This is a genomic window from Iamia sp. SCSIO 61187, from assembly GCF_019443745.1.
In the GTDB taxonomy this organism is placed as follows: Bacteria; Actinomycetota; Acidimicrobiia; order Acidimicrobiales; family Iamiaceae; genus Iamia.
The window spans coordinates 1428263-1449637 of sequence record NZ_CP050948.1 but is presented as its reverse complement, the minus strand read 5'-3'; the positions used below and the strand labels follow the sequence as shown (position 1 = coordinate 1449637).

22 protein-coding genes, 1 tRNA gene and 1 riboswitch are annotated in these 21375 nt (G+C 73.8%); of the genes, 8 read left to right on the top strand and 15 right to left on the bottom strand.

The features are described from left to right. Window positions 1-30 precede the first annotated feature (30 nt). The gene (locus tag HC251_RS07080) at window positions 31-657 is read left to right on the top strand and encodes a TetR/AcrR family transcriptional regulator (protein WP_219944597.1); all 627 of its coding nucleotides are present in this window, start codon (window positions 31-33) and stop codon (window positions 655-657) included. Continuing rightward, window positions 638-2755 (top strand): alpha/beta hydrolase, encoded by a 2118-nt coding sequence (locus tag HC251_RS07075; RefSeq protein ID WP_219944596.1) that lies wholly within the window; start codon window positions 638-640, stop codon window positions 2753-2755. The genes HC251_RS07080 and HC251_RS07075 overlap by 20 nt, the downstream gene beginning before the upstream one ends. A gap of 9 nt (window positions 2756-2764) precedes the next feature. Here HC251_RS07075 and HC251_RS07070 read toward each other — a convergent pair whose 3' ends face one another. From HC251_RS07070 to HC251_RS07050, 5 genes are all read right to left on the bottom strand, one after another. Then, the gene (locus HC251_RS07070) at window positions 2765-3721 is read right to left on the bottom strand and encodes a DUF808 domain-containing protein (protein ID WP_219944595.1); all 957 of its coding nucleotides are present in this window, start codon (window positions 3719-3721) and stop codon (window positions 2765-2767) included. A gap of 185 nt (window positions 3722-3906) precedes the next feature. Continuing rightward, the gene (locus HC251_RS07065; RefSeq protein WP_219944594.1) at window positions 3907-5085 is read right to left on the bottom strand and encodes an HNH endonuclease signature motif containing protein; all 1179 of its coding nucleotides are present in this window, start codon (window positions 5083-5085) and stop codon (window positions 3907-3909) included. Window positions 5086-5298: 213 nt separating this feature from the next. Continuing rightward, complete coding sequence (locus HC251_RS07060) at window positions 5299-7059, bottom strand: NAD(P)/FAD-dependent oxidoreductase (protein WP_219944593.1); 1761 nt, start codon at window positions 7057-7059, stop codon at window positions 5299-5301. Window positions 7060-7097: 38 nt separating this feature from the next. Further along, the gene (locus HC251_RS07055) at window positions 7098-8216 is read right to left on the bottom strand and encodes a D-alanine--D-alanine ligase family protein (RefSeq protein ID WP_219944592.1); all 1119 of its coding nucleotides are present in this window, start codon (window positions 8214-8216) and stop codon (window positions 7098-7100) included. Further along, complete coding sequence (locus tag HC251_RS07050; RefSeq protein ID WP_219945638.1) at window positions 8209-9168, bottom strand: NAD(P)-dependent oxidoreductase; 960 nt, start codon at window positions 9166-9168, stop codon at window positions 8209-8211. Before HC251_RS07050 ends, HC251_RS07055 begins: the two co-directional genes overlap by 8 nt. Before the next feature lie 717 nt (window positions 9169-9885). Here HC251_RS07050 and HC251_RS07045 point away from each other — a divergent pair. Together HC251_RS07045 and HC251_RS07040 are read left to right on the top strand one after the other, a co-directional pair. Further along, window positions 9886-10194, top strand: a complete 309-nt coding sequence (locus HC251_RS07045) for a nucleotidyltransferase family protein (RefSeq protein WP_219944591.1) — start codon at window positions 9886-9888, stop codon at window positions 10192-10194. Beyond that, window positions 10191-10532, top strand: coding sequence for a DUF86 domain-containing protein (locus tag HC251_RS07040; protein WP_219944590.1), 342 nt, complete (start codon window positions 10191-10193; stop codon window positions 10530-10532). The genes HC251_RS07045 and HC251_RS07040 overlap by 4 nt, the downstream gene beginning before the upstream one ends. A 243-nt stretch (window positions 10533-10775) precedes the next feature. Here the strand turns inward: HC251_RS07040 and HC251_RS07035 are convergent. Beyond that, window positions 10776-10851 (bottom strand) — tRNA-Gly (locus tag HC251_RS07035). Window positions 10852-10967: 116 nt separating this feature from the next. Between HC251_RS07035 and HC251_RS07030 the strand changes: the two genes are divergently transcribed. Together HC251_RS07030 and HC251_RS07025 are read left to right on the top strand one after the other, a co-directional pair. Further along, on the top strand, window positions 10968-11225 hold the full coding sequence (locus HC251_RS07030; protein WP_219944589.1) for a hypothetical protein: 258 nt from the start codon (window positions 10968-10970) through the stop codon (window positions 11223-11225). Further along, complete coding sequence (locus HC251_RS07025; RefSeq protein ID WP_219944588.1) at window positions 11222-11710, top strand: hypothetical protein; 489 nt, start codon at window positions 11222-11224, stop codon at window positions 11708-11710. Before HC251_RS07030 ends, HC251_RS07025 begins: the two co-directional genes overlap by 4 nt. Here HC251_RS07025 and HC251_RS07020 read toward each other — a convergent pair. From HC251_RS07020 to HC251_RS06990, 7 genes are all read right to left on the bottom strand, one after another. Next, window positions 11658-12299 (bottom strand): DUF4202 domain-containing protein, encoded by a 642-nt coding sequence (locus tag HC251_RS07020; RefSeq protein ID WP_219944587.1) that lies wholly within the window; start codon window positions 12297-12299, stop codon window positions 11658-11660. The two genes, HC251_RS07025 and HC251_RS07020, sit on opposite strands and share 53 nt — an antisense overlap. Before the next feature lie 5 nt (window positions 12300-12304). Next, window positions 12305-12526 carry a hypothetical protein gene (locus tag HC251_RS07015; RefSeq protein ID WP_219944586.1) on the bottom strand — a complete coding sequence of 74 codons (222 nt, stop codon included), beginning with the start codon at window positions 12524-12526 and terminating at the stop codon, window positions 12305-12307. A gap of 9 nt (window positions 12527-12535) precedes the next feature. Continuing rightward, window positions 12536-13699: a hypothetical protein gene (locus HC251_RS07010; protein WP_219944585.1), complete on the bottom strand. Its 1164-nt coding sequence runs from the start codon at window positions 13697-13699 to the stop codon at window positions 12536-12538. Window positions 13700-13770: 71 nt separating this feature from the next. After that, entirely contained in the window at window positions 13771-14547 is a 777-nt protein-coding gene (locus HC251_RS07005) for an Fpg/Nei family DNA glycosylase (protein ID WP_219944584.1), read from the bottom strand. Next, window positions 14540-15736: a PLP-dependent aspartate aminotransferase family protein gene (locus tag HC251_RS07000; protein ID WP_255566627.1), complete on the bottom strand. Its 1197-nt coding sequence runs from the start codon at window positions 15734-15736 to the stop codon at window positions 14540-14542. Before HC251_RS07000 ends, HC251_RS07005 begins: the two co-directional genes overlap by 8 nt. A gap of 50 nt (window positions 15737-15786) precedes the next feature. Continuing rightward, window positions 15787-17019: a homoserine O-acetyltransferase gene (locus HC251_RS06995; RefSeq protein ID WP_219944583.1), complete on the bottom strand. Its 1233-nt coding sequence runs from the start codon at window positions 17017-17019 to the stop codon at window positions 15787-15789. A 56-nt stretch (window positions 17020-17075) separates the two neighbouring features. After that, a riboswitch (SAM-I-IV-variant riboswitch) is annotated at window positions 17076-17193 on the bottom strand. A gap of 14 nt (window positions 17194-17207) precedes the next feature. Next, window positions 17208-17741, bottom strand: a complete 534-nt coding sequence (locus tag HC251_RS06990) for a hypothetical protein (RefSeq protein ID WP_219944582.1) — start codon at window positions 17739-17741, stop codon at window positions 17208-17210. Window positions 17742-17773: 32 nt separating this feature from the next. Here HC251_RS06990 and HC251_RS06985 point away from each other — a divergent pair, with 32 nt between their 5' ends. Continuing rightward, window positions 17774-18613 (top strand): DMT family transporter, encoded by an 840-nt coding sequence (locus HC251_RS06985; protein ID WP_219944581.1) that lies wholly within the window; start codon window positions 17774-17776, stop codon window positions 18611-18613. A gap of 18 nt (window positions 18614-18631) precedes the next feature. Here the strand turns inward: HC251_RS06985 and HC251_RS06980 are convergent, their stop codons facing one another. Beyond that, complete coding sequence (locus tag HC251_RS06980; RefSeq protein ID WP_219944580.1) at window positions 18632-19282, bottom strand: NifU family protein; 651 nt, start codon at window positions 19280-19282, stop codon at window positions 18632-18634. Between the two features lie 25 nt (window positions 19283-19307). Next, the gene (locus tag HC251_RS06975; RefSeq protein ID WP_219944579.1) at window positions 19308-20492 is read right to left on the bottom strand and encodes an acyl-CoA dehydrogenase family protein; all 1185 of its coding nucleotides are present in this window, start codon (window positions 20490-20492) and stop codon (window positions 19308-19310) included. Between the two features lie 166 nt (window positions 20493-20658). Here HC251_RS06975 and HC251_RS06970 point away from each other — a divergent pair, with 166 nt between their 5' ends. Then, window positions 20659-21339, top strand: a complete 681-nt coding sequence (locus tag HC251_RS06970; protein WP_219944578.1) for a helix-turn-helix domain-containing protein — start codon at window positions 20659-20661, stop codon at window positions 21337-21339. Window positions 21340-21375 lie beyond the last annotated feature (36 nt).

Here is a 21375-nt window from a genome sequence, read left to right as displayed (position 1 = left end):
CGAACACACCGAGAGGATCCGACGAGCCGCATGACCGCACCTGCGACCGCCCCGGACACCCGCACCGCCATCATCGAGGCGGCGCGCGCCCGGCTCTGGACCGAGGGCCACGCCGGAGTGAGCACCCGCAAGGTCGCAGCGGCCGCCGGCGTCCCCCTCAGCCAGCTCCACTACCACTTCGGGTCCAAGCAGGGGCTGCTGCTCGCCGTCCTCGAGGCCGAGAACCAGCGTCTGCTCGACCGCCAGCAGCGCATGTACTCGTCGGATCGGCCGCTCTGGCAGCGCTACGAGCAGGCCTGCGACTTCCTCGACGAGGACCTCGAGTCGGGCTACGTGCGGGTGCTGCAGGAGATGATCGCCGAGGGGTGGACGAACGAGGCGGTGGGGGCGTCTGTCCGCCAGGTGCTGATGGGCTGGTACACCCTCCTGACGTCCGTGGCCGAGGAGGCCGAGGCCCGCTTCGGCAGCCTCGGCCCCTTCACCGCAGCCGAGGTGGCGGTGCTCATCGGCAACGCCTTCCTCGGGTCCGAAGCCCTGATCCTGCTGGGCTTCGAGCGCGACGAGCTCCCCGTCCGCGCCGCCCTCCGGCGCCTCGGGGTGCTCATCCGCGACATGGAGCAGGAGAGCGGAGACGGCGATGCGAGCGCGCACCCCTGACACCACCGGGACCACCGAACGGGACGGGGTCCGCCTCGCCTACGAGGTCTTCGGGGCCGACCACGACCCGACGGTGCTCCTGTTGCCCACCTGGTCGATCATCCCGTCCCGCTTCTGGAAGGCCCAGGTCCCCTACCTGGCGCGCCACCACCGCGTGGTCACCTTCGACGGACGGGGGTGCGGGCGGTCGGACCGGCCCGAGGGGGCGGCGGCCTACGTCGACGACGAGTTCGCCGCCGACGCCGCCGCCGTCATGGACGCCACGGGCACCGAGCGCGCCGTCGCCGTCGGCCTCTCGTGCGGCGCCTCCTACGGCATCCGCCTGGCCGCCACCCACCCGGAACGGGTCACGGCGCTGGTCGCCGTCAGCCCGGCCTGCGGCTTCCCCATCCCGGACCCCGCCCGCGACCCGTACCCGTGGGACGGCGAGCTCGCCACCACCGACGGCTGGGCCAAGTACAACCGGCGCTACTGGCTCGAGGGCGACTACGACGCCTTCCTGCGGTTCTTCTTCGGGATGATGTTCTCCGAGCCCCACTCCACCAAGCAGATCGAGGACTGCGTCGGGTGGGGCCACGAGATCTCGCCGGCCACGCTCGTCGACACCACCGCCGCCCGCCTCGGGTGCGACGGGGTGACCTGCGAGCCGGCCGAGGCCGTCTGCGCCCGGGTGCGGTGCCCGGTCGTCGTCGTCCACGGCGACGACGACAACATCCGGCCCCACGCCCTCGGCGCCCGCCTGGCCGAGCTCACCGGCGGCTCCCTCGTCATCGTGGAGGGCGGCGGCCACGGGCCCCACGCCCGCGACCCCGTGTTCCTCAACCGCCTGATCCACGACGTGGTCGAGCGCACCCGCGGCGACCCACCCGCGACCCGCACCACCTGGGCCCCGGCCCGGAGCCGCCAGCCCCGGGCCCTCTACCTGTCCTCGGCCATCGGCCTCGGGCACGCCCGGCGCGACGTCGCCATCGCCCGGGAGCTGCGGGCCCTGCACCCGGACCTCCAGATCGACTGGCTGGCCCAGCACCCGGTCACCACCGTGCTGGAGGAGGCGGGCGAGACGATCCACCCGGCCTCGGCCGAGCTGGCCAGCGAGTCGGCCCACGTCGAGGACGAGTGCGGCGAGCACGACCTCCACGCCTTCCAGGCCATCCGCCGGATGGACGAGATCCTCGTCGCCAACTTCATGGTGTTCCACGACGTGGTCGAGGCCCAGCCCTACGACCTGGTGATCGCCGACGAGGCCTGGGAGGTCGACCACCACCTCCACGAGAACCCCGAGCTCAAGCGGTTCGCCTACGCCTGGATGACGGACTTCGTGGGGTGGCTGCCCATGCCCGACGGCGGCGACCACGAGGCCGGTCTGGCGGCCGACCACAACGCCGAGATGATCGAGCAGCGGGCGCGCTTCCGCCGTCTGCGCGACCGGTCGATCTTCGTCGGCGACCCCGACGACGTGGTGCCCGACCGGTTCGGCCCCGGCCTGCCGACCATCGCCGACTGGACCCGTGACGAGTTCGACTTCGCCGGCTACGTGACCGGGTTCTCGCCGGTGGCGGACCGCGACGCCCTCCGGGCCGACCTCGGGTACCGACCCGACGAGCAGGTCTGCGTCGTCACCGTCGGCGGCTCCGCCGTCGGGCTCCCGCTGCTGCGCCGCATCATCGGCGCCGTGCCGGCCGTCCGGCGCCACCTCCCCGACCTGCGCTTCCTCGTCGTCGCCGGGCCGCGGATCGACCCCGCCGCCCTCCCGCGGTGCCGGGGCGTGACGGTACGGTCCTACGTCCCCGACCTGCACCTGCACCTCGCCGCGTGCGACGTGGCCGTCGTGCAGGGCGGGCTGACCACGTGCATGGAGCTCACGGCCAACCGGCGGCCGTTCGTGTACGTGCCCCTGCGCCACCACTTCGAGCAGACCTTCCACGTCCGCCACCGCCTGGACCGCTACCGGGCCGGGCACTGCCTCCCCTACGACGAGCTCGATGCCGACACGCTCGCCAAGGCGCTCCTCGACCAGCTCACCGGACCCCTCGACCACCGACCCGTCGCCACCGACGGCGCCGCCCGGGCCGCCGAGATGCTCGCCGCCCTCCTCTGAGCGGCTGCGTCAGTGGTGCGCGCCGGCTGGCTCGTCCTTCGCCCGCCGGGCCTGCACGCGGGCCACCACCAGAGCGATCACGGTGCCCACGGCCATCCCCACGACCGCCGAGGCCGCCGTGTTCACCAGCCAGGCCAGCACCCCGCCGATGCCGGCCACGTCCTCGACGCCGTGCTCGAGGTCGTGCACGAGGTGGTACGGCCACTCCCAGCCGAGCTCGTCGGCGCCCACGAGGAGGATGTGGCCGCCGACCCACAGCATCGCCGCGGTGCCGATCACCGACAGCCACGCCAGGAGCTTGGGCATGCCGGCGACGAGGAGCCGACCGGCGCGCTGGGAGCGGGGCGAGGGCCGCTCGGCCAGGCGCAGCCCGATGTCGTCCATCTTCACGATCAGGGCGACCACGCCGTAGACGACGACGGTGATCAGCACGCCGACGATCGCCAGGATCACCCCGCGGGCCACCACCGGCTCGTCGAGCACCTCCTTGAGGGCGATCACCATGATCTCGGCCGAGAGGATGAAGTCGGTGCGGATGGCACCGGCGATCGTCCTCTCCTCCGCCTCCGGGCCCTGCTCGACCGCGGGGACGTCGTGGTCGTCGTCGTCGTGGCGGAGGGCGTGGATGATCTTGTGCGCCCCCTCGTAGGCCAGGAACGAGCCGCCGCACATCAAGATCACCTCGACGAGCGTCGGGGCGATGGCGCTGAGGATCAGCGCGATCGGGAGGATCACGAGCACCTTGTTGCGCAGCGACCCGATGGCGATCCGCTTGATGATGGGCAGCTCGCGCTCGGCGGCGAGGCCCCGGACGTAGGCGGGGGTCACGGCGGCGTCGTCGACCACGACGCCGGCCGCCTTCACGCTCGCCCGGCTGGCCGCGACCCCGACGTCGTCGACCGAGGCGGCGGCCAGCTTGGCCAGCGCAGCGATGTCATCGAGCAACCCGACCAGTCCGCCTGCCATGCCTCTTCCTCGCTGCCCGATGCGTCGGGGGGCAACCTACTCAGGGGGCCAGGGCCGGGCATCACGCAGGCCGATCACCCCTGTCCCTCGCGGCTTCATCGACCTCGGCTGACGATGCCGAGACCCCGCCCTCGGGGCACGGCGGTGAGCCCGCCGGGGGCGGGCTCACCTGGGGGTGTCGGGTGTCAGGCGGCGAGGGCCCGTCGGTCGACGGGCTGGGATCGTCGCTTCCGTCCGTCGGGGGTGGTGATGATGACGGTGGCGTCGGGTTGGAGCTCGATGGTCCAGCCCGGGCGGTGGACGACGCCGTGGTGGTACCGGCACAACAGCACCAGGTTCCGCAGGTTCGTGGGTCCTCGGTGGGCGATCCACTCAGCGACGTGGTGACCGTCGGTGCGATGGGCGGGCCGGTCACAGCCGGGGAACCGGCACCCGCGGTCGCGGATGCACAGCGCTTGGAACAATGGGGCCGGGATCGTCCGCGTGCTGCGTCCGTAGTCGAGGACGGTGCCATCCGCCTTGGTGATGACCCGGTGGATGTTCGCATCACAGGCCAGCCGGCGGGCGGCCTGGGCGGTGATGGGGGTCCCGTCGTCGAAGCACCCCTGCCCGCGACCTGAGGTGAGCTCCTCGAGGCCGATGGTGATGTTCACATGCGGGCGGTGCCGTCCGGCCTTGTGGTCGTGTTGGTGGTCGAGGAAGTTGGTGAAGATCTCGGCCAGGGCGTCGTGGCGCCGTTGGGCCGGGGTCCGCTCGTCGTCCTCGCCACGGCGGCCCATGGCCAACCGGAGGGCGGCCTGGGCGGCGTGGAAGGCCTCGGGCTCGAGGTTCGCGTCCAACCGCCCGCCTTTGAGGGTGGGTGAGAGGTGGGCGGAGCGGTCCGGGTCGGGCTCACCTTCGTGGCCGTCGTCGAGGGTCTCCTTGGCGTGGGCGGCCCAGGACTTCATGGCCACCACCGCCTCGGTCACGTCGAGGCCGGCGAGCATGGGGACGAGGTCGTCCTCGCGGGCTTGGAACAGCGGGGCGGTGCGGTCGTTGAGGTTGGCCACCACCGCGGCGACGTGCCCACCGGACACCTCACCCGACAACCAGGCAGCGCGCAGCACCGGGAGGTGGCGGAGGCGGCGGGCGGTGGTGGCCATCCGTTGGGCGTCGCTGTTGGTCATCCGCCCTCGGACCCGCAACCAGGCGGTCATCGAGGCGCAGCCCTCGGCGGTGTCCCACTCGTTGGTGTCATCGAACCGGCAGACGGCCTCGACCAGCTTGGCCTCGAACCGATCCCGCCAGAACAGCGCCGTCTCGAGGGCGTCGCCGTCGACCGGGATGTCCAGGTCTATGACGGTGGTGGCGAGCGCCTCGAACATGACCCCAGTGATACCCGACAGACGGGAATCGAACCCTGGAAACCCAAGAAATCATGGAGTTTCTCAGCTCCTGTGTGCGCCTGTGAGCCTCGCAGATCGGTTGTGGTCACCAGTGCCCGAACCGGCAGGTCGGGTCGCAGGAGGCCGCACAGCGCCGGCCCCCCGAGCCGACGCCACTCCACCGCCTCGCACCCCACCGCCCGAGCCGCAGGCTCAGGTGGTCCGGGTGCCCTCGAGGGTGCCGGCGTCGCGCCAGCGTCGCAGGTGCTCGGCGTAGTCGAGGAGCGAGCCGGGGAAGACCGCGCTGCGGGCCGCGAGCATGGTGCGGGAGCCCTCGCTGTTGCCGTAGCTCGGGGTGCAGGCCCGGTTGTAGCGGGCGAGCGGGCCCGACGCGTCCCAGAGGACCTGGAGCCACTCGTCCTCGGCCTCGGGGGTGGCCTCGATCGAGGCGATCCCCTCGGCCAGGCAGTGGTCGACCAGCCAGGTGATGTGGGCCGTCACCTCCGACAGGAAGTGGACGAAGTTCAGGCCGAAGCCGGCCTGGATGAAGCTGACCACGAGGAAGTTCGGGAGATCGGCGGTGAGGATGCCGTGCAGCGAGTGGGTGCCGTCGTGCCAGCGATCGCTCAGCCGGACGCCGCCCCGACCGACCGGGTCGAAGCCGAGCCGGTCCACCAGACCGGTCGTGATCTCGAACCCGGAGGCGAAGACGAGCAGGTCGAGCGGGTACTCGGTGCCGTCCACGACGGGCCCGGCGGCGGACATCTTCCGCACCCCGCGCCCGTCGGTGTCGACCAGGTGGACGTTCGGGAGGTTGAACGCCTGCAGGTACTCGTCGTGGAAGCAGAGGCGCTTGCAGTGCTTGGCGTACCAGGGCTTGAGCCGTGCGGCGGTCTCGGGGTCCTCGACGATCTCGTCGACCCGGCGTCGGAAGCCCTCCATGACCGCGAGGTCGATGGCCTCCAGCTCCGCTCGCTCCTCGTCGGATGCGGGCTGGCGCTGGGTGTCGACGCGCAGCGCCTCGCCCCACCCGTCGGCGACGAGGTCGCGGTCGGGCTGGGCACCGGTGACGACCTCGGTGAAGTTGCGGGTGCGCTCGGCCTGCCACCCGGGCGGGAGCGAGCGGAACCAGCCCTCGTCGATCGGCTGCTGGCCGCGCACCCCGACCGCCGACGGCGTGCGCTGGAAGACGTAGACCTCCTTGGCCGCTCGGGCCAGCTGCGGCACGACCTGCACCGAGGTCGCCCCGGTGCCGATGATCCCCACGACCTTGTCGGCCAGACGGTCCATCGGCTCGGTCGGGCTGCCGCCGGTGAAGCCGTAGTCCCAGCGGGTCGTGTGGAACGCCGTGCCCGCGAACCGGTCGATCCCGTCGATGCCCGGCAGCTTCGCCTTGTGCATCAGGCCACCGGCCGAGACGAAGAACCGGGTGCGGATCCGGTCGCCCCGCTGCGTGCCGAGGTCCCAGCGGCAGGCGTCGTCGTCCCACTCCAGCGACTCCACCTCGGTCTGGAACAGGGCGTGGTCGTAGAGCCCGAAGTGGCGCCCGAGCCGCTTGCAGTACCCGAAGATCTCCGAGGCGCTGGCGTACTTCTCGGTCGGCATGTAGCCGGTCTCCTCCAGCAGCGGGAGGTAGATCGTGGCGTCGACGTCGCACATGCAGCCCGGGTAGCGGTTCCAGTACCACGTGCCGCCGAAGTCGGCGGCCTTCTCGACGATGCGGAAGCTGGTGACACCCCGCTTCACCAGGCCGATGGCGGTGAGCATGCCGGCCCACCCCCCGCCGAGGACGACGACGTCGACCTCCTCGGTGACCGGGTCGCGGGTGAAGTCCGGGTCGGCCCACGGGTCGCGGTCGAGGTGGTGCTCGTCGAGGCTCTCGTACTGGGCGAGGCCGTCGTCGCGCAGGCGCTTGGTCCGCTCGGCCTCGTAGCGGGCCTTGGCCGCCTCGACCGACGGATCGGATGGGGTCACTCTGCCACAGCCTCCAGAAACTAGAACGTGTTCTAATCCTAGCGCTGCTCGACGACACCCTCCGCCTCGGACCCGATGGGGTGGTCAGGGTGCACCGTCGCCCCCCGCCCGGCCATCGCCACCAGCCGGTCGACGACCTGTCCGAGCGACAGCCCGGCGGCGGCCATCATCCGCGGGTACCGGCTGTACGAGGTCAGCCCCGGGAAGGTGTTGACCTCGTTGAGCACCACGCGACCGTCGGGGGTGAGGAACAGGTCGACCCGGGCCAGCCCCCGGCACCCCAGGGCGCGGTAGACGGCGGTGGCGGCCTCCCGGACTCGGTCCCGCGCCGCAGCGGTGATGTCCGCCGGGACGGTGATGGTCGCGTGCTCGGACCCGGTCTCGGGCTCGCTCTCCTGGTGGATCCGGAAGAAGCCGTGGGAGAGAGCGATCTGGTCCAGCTCGCCGGTGATCAGCTCGGCGGCGTCTCCGAGGACCGCGCACCCGACCTCGCTCCCGGCCACCGCCTCCTCGACGATCACCTTCCGGTCAAAGCGCCGGGCGACGCCGACGGCGTCGGCCAGCTCGTCCGGGCGGTGGACCTTGGTGACGCCGAACGACGAGCCCGACCGGGCCGGCTTGACGAAGACGGGGTACGGCAGGACGTCGGGGTCCACGTGGGCGCCGTCCCCGCCGTCCCCGCCGTCGCCGGCGTCATCGGCGGTGAGGGTCCACGTCCGCGGGGTGGCGATGCCGGCGGCGCGGACCACGGTGTAGGCCAGCGCCTTGTCCATGCACAGCGCCGAGCTCGGCACGTCGCACCCGACGTAGGGGAGGCCGGAGAGCTCCAGCAGGCCCTGGATCGCCCCGTCCTCGCCGAAGCGGCCGTGGAGGACGGGGAGCACGACGTCGAGGGGGATCACGTCGTGGCGCCCGGCGTCGAGGACGAGCACCCCCCGCACCCCCCGGTCGGGGACCAGGACCGCCGGGCAGCCGTCCTCCCAGCCGGGCTCGGGACCGGTGCAGAGCCGCCAGTGACCCGACCGGGTGATCCCGAGGTACACCGGTGCGTACCGCTCGGGGTCGAGGTGGCGGGCGACCTCCTGCGCCGACCGCACGGACACGTCGTGCTCCTCGGAGCACCCCCCGAACAGGATCCCGATCGCCGTCCTACCCATGGCGCTGCTCGTCCTCGAACCGCAGGCAGCCGAGGAGGGACCCGGCGACGGCATCACCGAGGGCGTGGTCGGTGTAGTAGGCGGTGTGGGGCGTGATGATCACGTCGGGCAGCCGGTGCAACCGCAGCAGCAGTGGGTGCTCGACGGGTGTGGTCCGCCGATCCTGGGAGAAGACCCCCTCCTCGCCCTCGACGACGTCGAGGGCGGCCCCGCCGAGCCGCCCGCCCTCCAGCGCCTCGACCAGGGCCTCGGTGTCGACGAGCCCACCCCGAGCGGTGTTGACCAGGACGGCACCGGGCTTCATCTGGGCGATGCCCGGCCGGTCCAGGAGGTGGCGGGTCCCGACGGTGAGCGGGACGTGGAGGGTGACGACGTCGCTCCGACGCAGGAGCGAGGTGAGCGACGGGCGATCGACGGGCGCGTCCCGACGGCTGTCGCAGGTCGCGATGCGGCAGCCGAAGCCGCGCAGGCGATCGATGACCGCGGTGCCGATGCGGCCGGTGCCGACCACCCCGACGGTCAGGTCGCGCAGCTCACGTCCGGGCCGGTCACCCGACCGGTAGTCGTGGACCTCGACCCGTCGCAGCAGGGAGCTCGCCCGCCGCAGGCCCATGAGGATCAGCATGAGCGTGTGGTCGGCCACGCTGTCGGGCGAGTAGGCCACGTTGGCGACGGAGATGCCGAGGCGCGCCGCCGCCCGCCGGTCGACGTGGTCGACCCCGACGCTCCGCGTCGACACGAACCGCACACCGGCGGCGTGCAGCGCCGCCAGCACCGACCCGGTGACCGGGGTCCGGTGGTCGACGCTGATGCACCGGTTCCCCACCGCCAGGGCGACGGTGTCGGGTGACACCGGGGCGTCGGTGATCGACGCCCGCACCCCGAGGCGGGCGGCGACGGCGCGGACGAGGTCGGCCTCGACCGGGGCGCACCCGTAGGCGGTGACCCCGATCGTCGGCGGCCGCGGTGACGACGACCCCGGCGGGCGCCTGGTGTCGCAGGTCGGGGCGCGGACGGCGTCGTCGTGGACCACGCCGCCATCTGGCCCCTCGGCGCGTTGCCGGCCCGTATGGCGATCACCATACGCCGGCGATACGTGCTGCGCCCGGCCGGCCGCCCACCGGCCCCCGACGGCGGCCGGGGCCTGCGGAGCCGGGCCAGCGGTGTCGGTGTGGCGCCCTCCCCCGTTCGGCAGCACCACCTCGACGAGGGAGCCGGGCGCCTCCCGGGGGCGTCGACCGCGGCCTCCCCGCAGCTGCGTCGCACGGGGCCTGAGAACGAGAAAGCGCCTGGTCAGGAGACCAGGGGCTTGGAGCGGACGACCGGATTCGAACCGGCGACCCTCACCTTGGCAAGGTCGATCCTCCTCAGGTCAATGCCCAGGTCAGGCGGGCTGTGAGCCCCGTTGGGCACGATCCTGGGCACAATCTGCGCCGACTCAGAGATCCGTCCTGTCCTGGCCCACCGCATGCTCCGCAGTGTCGGCGTTCGTCGCCGCCATCGACGGTCGGCCTCCCGGTCGCCGAGCCCTGCGTCGGAACTGAGGTTCCCTCGGCGGGGACGCATGAGACGTCGGGCGCAGGCTGCGAGGGTCGACAGGCACCGGCGTCGCCTTCACCCGCGGCAGTCCCCTCCTCTCCGCGAGGCCCGTGGTCGTACGCTGTGGGCCATGTCGCACGTCGCCACGCGACCGCTTCGGGACCTCGTCGAGGCTCACCGGGACGAGATCAAGGCGATCGTGGCGCGCCACCACGGCCTGTCCGTCGCCCTGTTCGGGTCAGTCGCCCGTGGCGACGAGCGCCCCGACAGCGATGTCGACTTCCTCGTGGAGCTGGCCCCGGACGCTCGTCCCTTCGCGATCCTCGCCATCGGCGCCGACCTCGAAGCGGCCCTGGGCGTGAAGGTCGATGTCGGCACAACTGGGTCGTTGCGGCCACGGCTCCGAGACGAGGTGCTCGCCGAGGCCGTGCCCCTGTGAGTCGCCACGACGCGGACCGCCTGGCTGACATCACGGGCGCGATCGACGCAATCCACAGCCACCTCACCAAGGGCGACCTTTACGACGGGCTCGTCTACGACGCTGTGCGCGTGCGCCTCATCGAGATCGGGGAAGCCGTGAAGTCGATCAGCCCTGAGCTGCTCGCGACGGCGCCGGAGGTTCCGTGGAGCGCCATCGCCCGCATGCGGGACCACCTCGCCCATCACGACTTCGACACCGACCACGCCGTCGTCGTCGACGTGGTCGACAATGAGCTCCCCACGCTGCTCGCCGCCGTGAAGACGCTGACACAACGGGCCGTGAGCGACGAGCACTGAACCGCTGCGGACCCGATCCTCAGCGAGGACGGAACCAGGCACGGAATCGAGACTGCTTCGAACCCGGGACGGGTCGATCACCACAGACCACACGTCACCTCAACGCGCGGCAGTCCCAACTACGCATCGGCGCTGGTCAGGGAAACGCATCTACCGGCCAATCGACAGCGGGACACACCGGAGCCGGAGTGACCCTCAGCACGCCCCGGAACGAGAAAGCCCCTGGTCAGGAGACCAGGGGCTTGGAGCGGACGACCGGATTCGAACCGGCGACCCTCACCTTGGCAAGGTGATGCTCTACCAGCTGAGCTACGTCCGCGGGGTCCGCTGACCGTAGCACGGGCCTTCCGGACGATCCCACCTCGGTTCGGCTGTCGACTACTCTCCGTGCGGCTGCGGCGGAGATGACCACAGCACGTGAGACGGAGGTCTCCCTTGAAGCCGTGGGTCGCTCGGGTGCTGTTCTACGGCGGCACCCTGCTCGTCGTCATCGTGATGTGCCAGGGCTTCACCCGCGACGCCTGCATCGCCGTCCTCGGCGACCGCACCGGCGACAGCCTCTACTCCTTCATCCGCACCAACGTGGAGGCGCCCATCTCGGTCATCGCCCTGGCCATCTACCTCGACGTCGTCCTCGCCCGCCGCACCCGCGCCGACCTCCCGGCGGCGAACCCCGGGGACGCGGTCGCGTGAGCCTCGGGGCACGACGCCTGGCCTACGTGGCGGGCATCGCCGCGATCATGCCGCTGTCGGGCTGGGCCGGCACGTACACGGCCTGGCGCACGGTCCTCGGCGACGACGTCGGCCAGGCGCTCGCGGTGTTCTTCGACCTCCAGGTCGAGACGTGGTCGACCGTCATCCTCCTGGCCCCGATCATCGACCTCGTCTACGGGCTCCACCGCACCGACCGGGGGTGGGACCTGGCCCCCCGCCGGGGCATGGCCCGGGCCGCGACCTACGCCGCCCTGGCCGTGCTCGTGCTGGTCTGCGCCGCCGAGGGGCCCCTGCGCGACGTCCTGGGCGTCGCCGCCCCCGACGACGTCGCCGCCTCGGTCGCCCACTACTTCCGGCGGGCCCTCGAGGGCGTGCTGACCGTGATGGGCGTGATGCTCTTCCTCGACCTGGTCATCGTGCCGAGCCGGCGGCGGGCCCCGGCTCCGGCTCCGGCTCCGACCTGAGCGCCACCTCGAGCAGCGCCCGCCCCCGGGGCGAGTAGGGCAGGGCGGCGGCGTGGGCCAGGGCCTCGGGGCTCATCTTGGCCGCCGTGCGCCGGAGGACGTCGACGGTCTTGTCGTCCCCCATGACCTCGGCGGCGGAGTCGAGCTGCAGGGCCAGGAAGGCTAGGCAGACGGCGTCCTCGTGGACCTGCACGGCCGGCACCGAGCCCAGGCCCTCCTTGCGGACGAGCCGTTGCGCCTCCTCGACGGTGGCGTCGTCCCACCCGTCGGCCCGCAGCAGGGCGGCCACGTCGGCGGCGTGGCGGGCCTTGGCGTCGCGCCGCCAGCGCAGGTAGCCGGCCCGCCCCTCGGGGTAGTCCGACCGGGGCCGCTCCCACCGGCGGAGGTGGTGCGCCCGGGCGGCCAGGCGCTGGGCCGGGCGGGCGTCGGGGTCGAGGCGGTCGACCCACTCGGCGGCGGCCCGGCCCAGGCTCTGCTGGAGGGGCCGGCTCTCACCGTCGACGTCGATGCGGTCGGGGTCGTCCTCGTTGGCGGCGTCGATGGCGGCCGCGGTGCGGGCCTCCCGCTCGGTGAGGTCCGAGCCGGGCACCGCGGTCAGTCCTTGGGACGGAGGTCGATGCGGAGGGTCAGCACCCCGTCCTCGAGGGAGCCCTCGGCGTCGCCGACCATGGCGAAGTCCTGGAAGTCCGTCTGCGCCTGCTGGACGAGGCGGGTGCGCTCGGGCCCGGCGACCGGTGGCAGGTTGCGCTTCTTCACGGCCTGGGCCCGCTCCTGGAAGCGGGCGATCATGGCGTCGACGTCGAGCTCAGCAGCCATGGGCCCAACCTACCGGCCGTCGCGTCCGGCCTCGTCCTCGACGCCCGTGCCCTCGGAGGGGGCGGCGTCCGCCTCCTCGGTTCCCCCGCCCGCCGGGCGCATCGACGGCGGCACCCGCACCGGCTTCTGCCCGGGCCGCACCAGCACCCGCTCGGCGTCGGGCGTGCCCAGCTTCTTGGCCGGGGCCTCGACCCGCCGGGGCCGGCGGGGCGGCGGCGGCGAGTCGACGAGCGACCGAGGCGGGGGCCGGTCGGGGACATCGCCGCCGGGCGGGGCGGTGACGACGGCGCCGGCGGCAGGCGACGACGGCGGTGGCACGATGCGGACGGTCTCGTCACCCGCGGCCGGCCCCGGCGGGGGTCCGACGGGGTCGACCCGGTTCCCCGTCGGCGAGGTCGCCCCTGGGTTGCGGCGGCGACGACCGGCCCCGGTCCCCTCGGTGACGGGGGCGGAGGTCGACTCGGGCAGGACGGGACCGCCCTTGGCCAGCGCAGGGGCCGGGGGGGCGTCGCCGAGGACGCGGACGGCCTCCTCGGGCGCGGCGACCGGATCCCGGGAGAGCACGGCGGCGGCCGCAGCAGCGGCGGCCGCAGCAGCGGCGTCGGCCGGCGCGGACGCCGCCGGGGGGACGACACGGGGAGGCGACGCGTCGTCGACGGCCCGGTCGGCCGACCGTCGACGACCGGTCCCCGCAGCCACGAGCGGCCGCTCGTCCTCGGCCGCGGCGTCCGCAGCCGCCTCGGTCTCGTCCCGACCGACGTCGGCGCGCTCGGCCCGGGCCCGCTGGCGCTCCTCGGCCCGGGCGATCAGCTCGGCCCGGCGGGCGGCGGCGCGGGCCGGGTTGGTCGCCCGGACGTACAGCACGAGCAGCACGAGGAGGCCGAGGGCCACGGCGCCGAGGGCGGCGACGACGACCCACACGGACCGGAGGTCGGCATCGGCCCGGTCCTGGGCCTCCGCCACGGCCGCGTCGTCGGTCGTGGCCCCGGCGTCGTCGACGACGGTGGTCGAGGTGGCGGTGTCGCCCTCCCCCGCCGGCACCGGCTCGGTGCTCGGGGCCGGGTCCTCCTGGGCGCCGGCCGGTCCCGGGAGGGGTCCGGTCAGCGCGAGCGCGACCGCCAGGGCGCCGGCGGCCAGGGCGCGGCGGGCGGTCGGCGGGAGGCGGACGGGCACGATCAGCCGATGCTAGTTGTGGCCTGCCGATGCACAGGTGCCAGCCCTCGCCGCCGGCGCGGCACCGGCGGTCAGCGCTGGTGGTGCGGGCACGAGTAGGTGGTGCGGCCCCCGACGGTGCGGCGCAGCAGCAGCCGGTGGCACGTCGGGCAGCGACCGTCGCGGGAGCGCTGGGCCTGGAGGTCACCGGTGTGCGACCCGCCCCGCTCGGTCAGCAGGGCGATGGTCGCTCGCAGGTGGCGGTGGAGCCGTCCGACCTCGGCCGGGGTCAGGCTGCCGGCGGGGCGGGCGGGGTCGAGGCGGGCGCGCCACAGGGTCTCGTCGCAGATCAGGTTGCCCACGCCGGCCAGCCGGGCCTGGTCCATCAACCGGGCCTTGAGCGGGGCCTGCGACCGGGCCAGCAGGTCCCGGAGCGCCGCCCGACCGACCGTGGCCGCATCGGGGCCGAGGCGGTCCTCGTCGGGGTCGAGCTCGACGCCCCCGAGCCGTCGCGGGTCGATGAGGGCCAGGTCGCCGCCGTCGGTGAACCGGAGGCCGAAGCGGCACCAGGCCGGGTCGTCGCGGCCCGAGGAGTACTCGAGCCGCTCGATGGGGCCGGCGCCGTCGACGAGGACCCGCCCGGTCATGCCGAAGCGGAGGCCGAGGACGGGCCCGTCGGTGTCGACCAGCAGGAGCTTGCCCCGCCGCCGGGTGCCCTCCAGGGTCCGCCCGGTGAGGGCAGCGACGAGCGTGGCCGGGTCGACGCCCTTGCAGAACCAGGCGTCCGGTGCGTCGACGCCGGCGATCCGCCGCCCCACCGCCCGGTCGACGACCCGCCGGTAGAGCTCGACCTCGATCAGCTCAGGCAAGCCCGTCGACCACGTCGAGGGCCCGGGCCAGGTCGGCCCGGATGTCGTCGGGGTGCTCGAGGCCGACCGACAGGCGGATCGTCCCCGGCCCGATCCCGGCGGCGGCCAGCTCCTCGGGCAGGAGGTTCACGTGGGTGGTGGACGCCGGGTGGGTCACGAGCGTCTCGGGCCCGCCCAGCGAGGTCGCCAGCTGGGCCAGCTCGAGGGCGTCGACGAAGCGACGTCCGGCCGCGATGCCACCGGGCAGGTCGAAGCACACCAGCCCACCGGTGGCCTGCATCTGGCGCACGGCCAGGTCGTGCTGGGGGTGCGACTCCAGGCCCGGGTGGCGGACCTCGGTCACGCGCCCGTCCTTCTCCAGCCACCCGGCGACCTCGAGGGCCGAGGCTGACTGGCGGGCGAAGCGGATCGGCAGGGTGCGCAGGCCCCGGATGCCGTTGGCGGCGTCGTAGGGCGAGGCGACCGCGCCGTGGAGCACGGCGAACCCGGTGAGCCACTGCACCAGCTCGGCCGAGGTCGCCACCACCCCGAGGGTGGCGTCGTTGTGGCCGGCCATGGCCTTGGTGGCGGAGTGGACGACGATGTCGACGCCGTGGGCGAGGGGCCGCTGGCCGAACGGGGTGGCGAAGGTCGAGTCGACGACGGTCATGGGCCCGGCGATGGCGCCCAGCTCGTCCAGGTCGACCAGGTCGAGACGGGGGTTGGCGGGGGTCTCGGCCCAGACGAGCATCGTCTTGCCGGGGCGGACGGCGGCCGCCATGGCGCCCGGCTCGGTGCCGTCGACGAAGGTCACGTCGATCCCGAACCGGGGGCACATCACCTGCAGCACCAGCTGGGTGGCGGCGTAGATCTGCCGGGTGGCCACGATGTGGTCGCCCTGCGAGCACAGCCCGAGGATCACCCCCGTCACCGCGCCCATCCCCGACCCGTAGGCCCGGGCCGCCTCGGCCCCCTCGAGGTCGGCCACCGCCCGCTCGAAGTCGGCGACGGTGGGGTTGCCGTAGCGGGAGTAGAAGCGCTCGGTGCCGACCGAGGTGGCGGCGGCCTGGGCGGCGTCGACCGACGGCGACACGAACGTGGAGCTGGCCCAGATCACCGGGGCGAGGGCCGGATCGCAGCTGTCGCGCCCGCCCCGCACGGCGCGGGTGTCGGGGTGCAGGTCGTGCGGCTCGTCGGGGGGTGTGGTCAACGGGGGCTCCGGTCGGGCGGGGGGCGTCGGTCGGCAGACGCGGCGGCGGGTCAGGCCTTGGCCAGGTCGGCGAGGAGGGGGGCGAGGATGGTGGCCACCTGCTCGTCCTCGAGCAGGAAGGCATCGTGGCCGTGCGGGCTGTCGATCTCGGCGTAGCGGGCGGTGCCGCCCCGCTCGGCCAGGGCGGTGGCCAGGTCGGCGGCCTGGTACGGCGGGTAGAGGACGTCGCTGGTGATCCCGACCGACAGGACCGGCGCCTGGATGCGGTCGAGGGCCGAGGCCATCCCGCCCCGCCCCCGGCCCAGGTCGTGCAGGTCCATGGCCTTGGTGAGCAGCAGGTAGCTGTTGGCGTCGAAGCGGCGGATGAGCTTGTCGCCGTGGTGCTCCAGGTAGCGCTCGACCTGGAAGCGCTGCCAGAGGTCGAACTCGCCCGACAGCGGCTCGACCTCGTCGCGGCCGAACTTGTCGGTGAACACCCGGTCGGTGCGGAAGGTGATCTGGGAGATCATCCGGGCCACGGCCAGGCCGCCGTGGGGGCCCTCGCCGGGGGCGGCGTCGTAGTAGTCGCCGTTGCGCCAGGCCGGGTCGAGGGCGATGGCCCGCCGCCCCGTGCTCCAGTAGGCGATCTGCTGGGCGGTCGCCGCCGCGCAGGTGGCGATGGGGACCAGGGCCCGCACCCGGTCGGGGAACATGACGCCCCACTCGAGGACCTGCATCCCGCCCATCGACCCGCCGACCACCGCCGCCCACCGCTGGATGCCGAGGGCGTCGGCCAGGCGGGCCTGGGTCCGCACCATGTCCCGGATGGTCACCACCGGGAAGGCGGACCCGTAGCGCCCGAGGCGGTCGGGCCGGGGCGAGGCCGGCCCGGTGGTGCCCTGGCAGCCGCCGAGGACGTTGACGCACACGACGAACCAGCGGTCGGTGTCGAAGAGACGACCGGGGCCGATCAGCCCGTCCCACCACCCCGGGGTCGGGTGGCCCGGGCCCTGGGGGCCGGCGGCGTGGGAGTCGCCGGTGAGGGCGTGGCACACGAGGATGGCGTTGCCGGCGTCGTCGTCGAGGGTGCCCCACGTCTCGAAGGCGAGGGTGACGTCCTGGAGCTGGCCCCCGCCCTCGAGCACGAAGCGGCGGTCGACGAAGGTCCGGAGGAACTGCCGGTCACCGGTCGGGTCGCTCGGCCGCCACGCCCCCGACGCCGGGAGGGTGCTGGCGTGCGCCGCCGTCCAGGCCGGCTTGGCCAGGGAGGTGCCCAGGTCCGCGACGGTCGGGTCGTCGCTCATGTCTCTCGCCTCCTCCGGTGGACGGGGGGCGGATGCCCGGTGCCTGCGCCGGGCGGACCCGGACACTTCGTTGCCGGCGAACCGGCCACATCCCCGCCGAGGCGGGAGGCACCTTGGGTGTCCGTCCCAGGTTGCCGGACCCGGGCACGCCCCGAGCCACTCGTGATGACCGGGTCAGGATAGCGGCATCACCCGATGGGATCGCCATCGCTTCCGAGGAACGTGGCGGCGCCGGCGACCTCCTCGTCGCTCTCGTAGACGAAGAAGTCGACGTCGGCGTCGTCGTTCGACTGGACGTCGACCTCGGGCTCGGTGCCGTCGGCCAGCTCGAGCACCACCGTGCGGGCGCCCTCGGGGACCGGCCCGAAGACCAGGGTGGTGCCGTCGTCGAGCTCGGAGGACGTGATGCCGTAGCGGCCCTCCTCGGCCCCCTCCTCGTTGAGGACCACGCCGCACTGGCCGGTGACCTCGTCGCGCAGCTTGAAGAGGTAGACGCAGGGGTCGTCGACCTCGTCGCGCCCGCCGACCAGGCGGTAGCCGACCGAGCGGGGGCCGACGTCGGCCAGGGTGATGTCGTCGGGCCCGATGGCGTCGTTCTGCTCGGGCGGCGAGGGGCGCAGGATCACACCGACCGAGAAGCTCACGATGACCAGGACCACGAACCCGAGGGCCCAGAGCCCGCAGCCCCGGTAGTCGCTGCGGCTGGCTCGGGGGGCGGTCATCGGGGCGAGGCTATGCGAGGGTGGTCTGCTCCATGGGTGCCCTGCTCGCCACGCTGTCCAGCCTCCTGTGGGGGACGAGCGACTTCCTCGGCGGGACGCTCAGCCGCCGGGTCCACCCCGTGGCCATCATCCGGGCGTCGCACGCCCTCGCCGCCGTCGTGGTCGCCGTGGTCGTCACCGCCACCGGCGAGTGGGGCCGCACCGGCGCCATCGGGTGGGGGGTGGCGGCGGGGATCGCCGGCGCCGTCGGGCTGAGCACGTTCTACGCCGCCCTGGCGTCGGGGACGATGGGCGTCGTCGCCCCCATCGCCGCCGCCGGGGTCGTCGTGCCCGTCGCCGTCGGCCTGGCCCAGGGCGACGAGCCCGGCGTCGTGGCCCTGGTGGGCATCGTCGTCACCATCGTCGGCGTCGTCCTGGTCACCGGGCCCGAGCGCTCGCCCGCCGGCGCCGTCAGCCGCGACCTGCGGCCGCTGCTGCTGGCCCTGGTGGCGGCCGTGTCGTTCGGGTCGGCCCAGGTGCTGGTGGCCCAGGGGTCCGAGGCGAGCATCACCATGACGGTGCTCTCGATGCGCGTCGGGACGGTGGTCCTGTGCTCGCTGGTGCTGGCGATCGCCCTGCGCTCGGCGGCCCGGCCGGCGCGCCGCGACCTGCGGACGACGTCGTTCATCGCCTTCAGCGACACCGGGGCCATCGCGACCTTCTCGCTGGCCACGACGATGGGCGACCTGTCGATCGCCGCCGTGCTGGCGTCGCTCTACCCGGGCGTCACGGCCCTGCTGGCCTGGCGGGTCCACGGCGAGCACCTGCGCAGGGTCCAGGTCGTCGGCGGGGTCACCACGCTGGTCGGCGTGGCCCTCATCGCCGGCGGGTGAGGCCGGCGGCCGGCGTCCCTAGGCGTAGGGGTCCTCGGTGTAGAAGGGGTTGTCGCCGGCGTCGTGGTCGGTGGTGTCGACCACCTCGGTGACCTCGGGGATCTGCTCCCGGATCGCCTTCTCGATGCCGTCGCGCAGGGTCATGGCGCTCACGGCGCAGCCCTGGCAGCCGCCGCCCATCGAGATGTGGACCGACGTGTCCTCCACCTTCACCAGCTCGGCGTAGCCGCCGTGGGAGGCCAGCGCCGGGTTCACGTGGGCGTCGAGCAGCTGCTTGACCTTGTCCTCGATCGAGCCGGTGAGCTCGATGGCCCCGTCCATGCCCAGCGGGTCCGGGTGGTTCGGGTTGCGCAGCACCAGCCCGCCCTGGCCGTCGCGGCTGGGGACGTCGAGGGTCGCGCCCTTGAGCTTCACGACGCTGCCGGCGGGGATCCACACCGTCATGCCGCCCTGCACCGTCACGGCGTCGTCGGGCGCGGCATCGGCGACCGGCTCGAAGGCCAGGTCGTAGGTGAAGTCCGAGCCGCGCACGCCGGTGACCTCGACCCGCAGGGCGAGGGCGGACGGGTCGTCCTCGGCGTCGCGGATGCCGGTGACCGTGGTCAGCGCCTCGTCGGTGAGCCGCAGGACGAGCTGGTCAACGGGGGTGTCGGTCTCGGTGGCATCCATCGCGGGCCAGGCTATCGACCCCCCGTCAGCCCCCCACCGGGTCGAGGCCCAGGGCCACCCGGCCGCTGAAGCGCTCCTGCGCCGCGGGCGGGAGGGGGTGGTAGGTCGCCCCGTGCACGTCGCGGAGGAGCTGCTCGACCCCGCTCCCCGCCGCGAACGCCCGGCCCCCGCCGACCTCCATGGCCCGCTCGACGGCACCGATGGCCGCCGCCGCCACGATGCCCTTGCGGGTGAGGGCGGCTGCGGCCGACTCCAGCGTGGCGTCGAAGCGCAGGTCGTCGTTGGCCCGGACCATGGCCGCGACCCCGTCCTGGGCGGTGGTGAGGTGGCCGACCATCCGCCCGACCGCGGTCGCCATCTCGGGCCGGCCCGCTCGGTGGGTGGCGAGGGCCAGGGCGCGGGCGACGGCGGCCTCGGCCACGCCGACGTAGGTCGCCATGATCAGGGGCAGGGCGCAGCCGAGGACGGTGGCCCAGACCGGGTGCCACTCCCCCGCCGGCCGGACCAGGGGCACGGCTGCGTCGGGGACGAAGACGTCGTCGAGCACGACGGTGTGGGAGCCGGTCCCCCGCATGCCCAGGGCGTCCCAGGTCTCCTCGACCGACACCCCCTCGGCGGCGAACGGGACCGACAGGTGGACGACCTGGGCCCCGTCGGGCGCGTCCTCCCAGCGGGCGCTCGTCACCAGGATCGACCCGGCGGGGGCGCCGCTGGCGGGCATCTTGCGCCCGCTCACCCGCCAGCCGCCGTCGACCCGACGGGCCGCGCCGCTGGAGTCGATCCAGTCCGCCGCGCCGGTCGAGACGAGCACGAGCCCCTCGGCCGCGACCCGAGGGAGCACCGGCGCCGGCAGGTCGCGGTGGTGGCGCCACACCTGGGCGGCGAGCAGGTGCATGTGCATCGAGAGGGTCAGCGACGTCGCCGGGCAGCCGTGGGCGAGGGCGGTGAGCACGGCGCAGGCCTCGCCGAAGGTGGCGCCGCCGCCACCGAGCTCGGCGGGCACGAGCATGGACATCAGGCCGCGCTCGCGCACCAGGGTCATCCCGTCGTCGACGAAGGTGCCGTCGCGGTCGTGGTCGGCGGCGGTGACCGCCAGCTCGGGCACCAGGGCCCGGGCCGTGGTGACCCACGGGCTGTCGGTCGGCGCTCCCGACCAGGTCGGGAGGGCGGGCGGGGTCGCGGTGGTGGTGGGGTGGTCGAGCAGGGTCATCGTCGTCCTCCGACGGGGTGCGAGGTCTGGGGTGGCGTCGAGGTGGACGGTGCGGACGGCCGTGCGGGGCGCCCAGTGCAGGAAGTGGACCTGCCGGTACAGGATCTGGACCAGACAAGGGCGGCGTCGCGTCGTAGCCTCGTCCCCGAGACGGAGGTGGTCGGACGTGGGCGAGGACGGCTACGGGCAGTACTGCCCGGTCACCCGGGCGGTGGAGGTCCTGGCCGAGCGCTGGACGCTGCTCATCGTCCGGGACATGCTCTGCGGCCGCACCCGGTTCAACGACCTGGCGCGGGGCAACCCGGGCCTGTCGCGCACGCTGCTGTCCAAGCGCCTCCGCCAGCTGGAGCGGGCGGGCGTCGTGGCCCACGTGGGCGACCAGTACCTCCTCACGCCGGCCGGGGAGGATCTGCGCCCGGTCGTGTTCGGGCTCGGGGGGTGGGGCGCCCGCTGGCAGTTCGGGGACCCCCGGGACCAGGAGCTCGACCCCCTGCTGCTCATGTGGTGGGTCCACGGGCGGATCGCGTTCGACCAGCTCCCCGACCGGCAGCTGCTCCTCGAGTTCCGGTTCCCCGACGTCGCGGCCCGCTTCTGGGTCCTCCGCGACGCCCAGGGACCGTCGATCTGCACGTTCGACCCCGGCTTCGGTGTCGACGCCACCGTCGAGGGCGACCTGCCCGTGCTGTACCAGGTGTGGCTCGGACGCGTCCCGCTGTCCACCGCCCTGCGCGACGGGCGCGTCCGCATCGACGGCCGCCCCGACGTTACCCGGCCGCTGCCGGCCGCGCTCCAGCTGAGCCCGATGGCCGAGACCGTGGCCGCCGCCTCCGGGGTGCCCTTGACCTGAAGCGCACTTCAGCCTGTTGGGTGGAACACGACCCCA

Coding starts and splice junctions, on each gene's coding strand:
- HC251_RS07080 (WP_219944597.1), top strand. CDS start 31: ATGACCGCACCTGCGACCGCCCCGGACACCCGCACCGCCATCATCGAG.
- HC251_RS07075 (WP_219944596.1), top strand. CDS start 638: ATGCGAGCGCGCACCCCTGACACCACCGGGACCACCGAACGGGACGGG.
- HC251_RS07070 (WP_219944595.1), bottom strand. CDS start 3,721: ATGGCAGGCGGACTGGTCGGGTTGCTCGATGACATCGCTGCGCTGGCC.
- HC251_RS07065 (WP_219944594.1), bottom strand. CDS start 5,085: ATGTTCGAGGCGCTCGCCACCACCGTCATAGACCTGGACATCCCGGTC.
- HC251_RS07055 (WP_219944592.1), bottom strand. CDS start 8,216: ATGGGTAGGACGGCGATCGGGATCCTGTTCGGGGGGTGCTCCGAGGAG.
- HC251_RS07045 (WP_219944591.1), top strand. CDS start 9,886: ATGTCGCACGTCGCCACGCGACCGCTTCGGGACCTCGTCGAGGCTCAC.
- HC251_RS07015 (WP_219944586.1), bottom strand. CDS start 12,526: ATGGCTGCTGAGCTCGACGTCGACGCCATGATCGCCCGCTTCCAGGAG.
- HC251_RS06995 (WP_219944583.1), bottom strand. CDS start 17,019: ATGAGCGACGACCCGACCGTCGCGGACCTGGGCACCTCCCTGGCCAAG.
- HC251_RS06990 (WP_219944582.1), bottom strand. CDS start 17,741: ATGACCGCCCCCCGAGCCAGCCGCAGCGACTACCGGGGCTGCGGGCTC.
- HC251_RS06985 (WP_219944581.1), top strand. CDS start 17,774: ATGGGTGCCCTGCTCGCCACGCTGTCCAGCCTCCTGTGGGGGACGAGC.
- HC251_RS06980 (WP_219944580.1), bottom strand. CDS start 19,282: ATGGATGCCACCGAGACCGACACCCCCGTTGACCAGCTCGTCCTGCGG.
- HC251_RS06975 (WP_219944579.1), bottom strand. CDS start 20,492: ATGACCCTGCTCGACCACCCCACCACCACCGCGACCCCGCCCGCCCTC.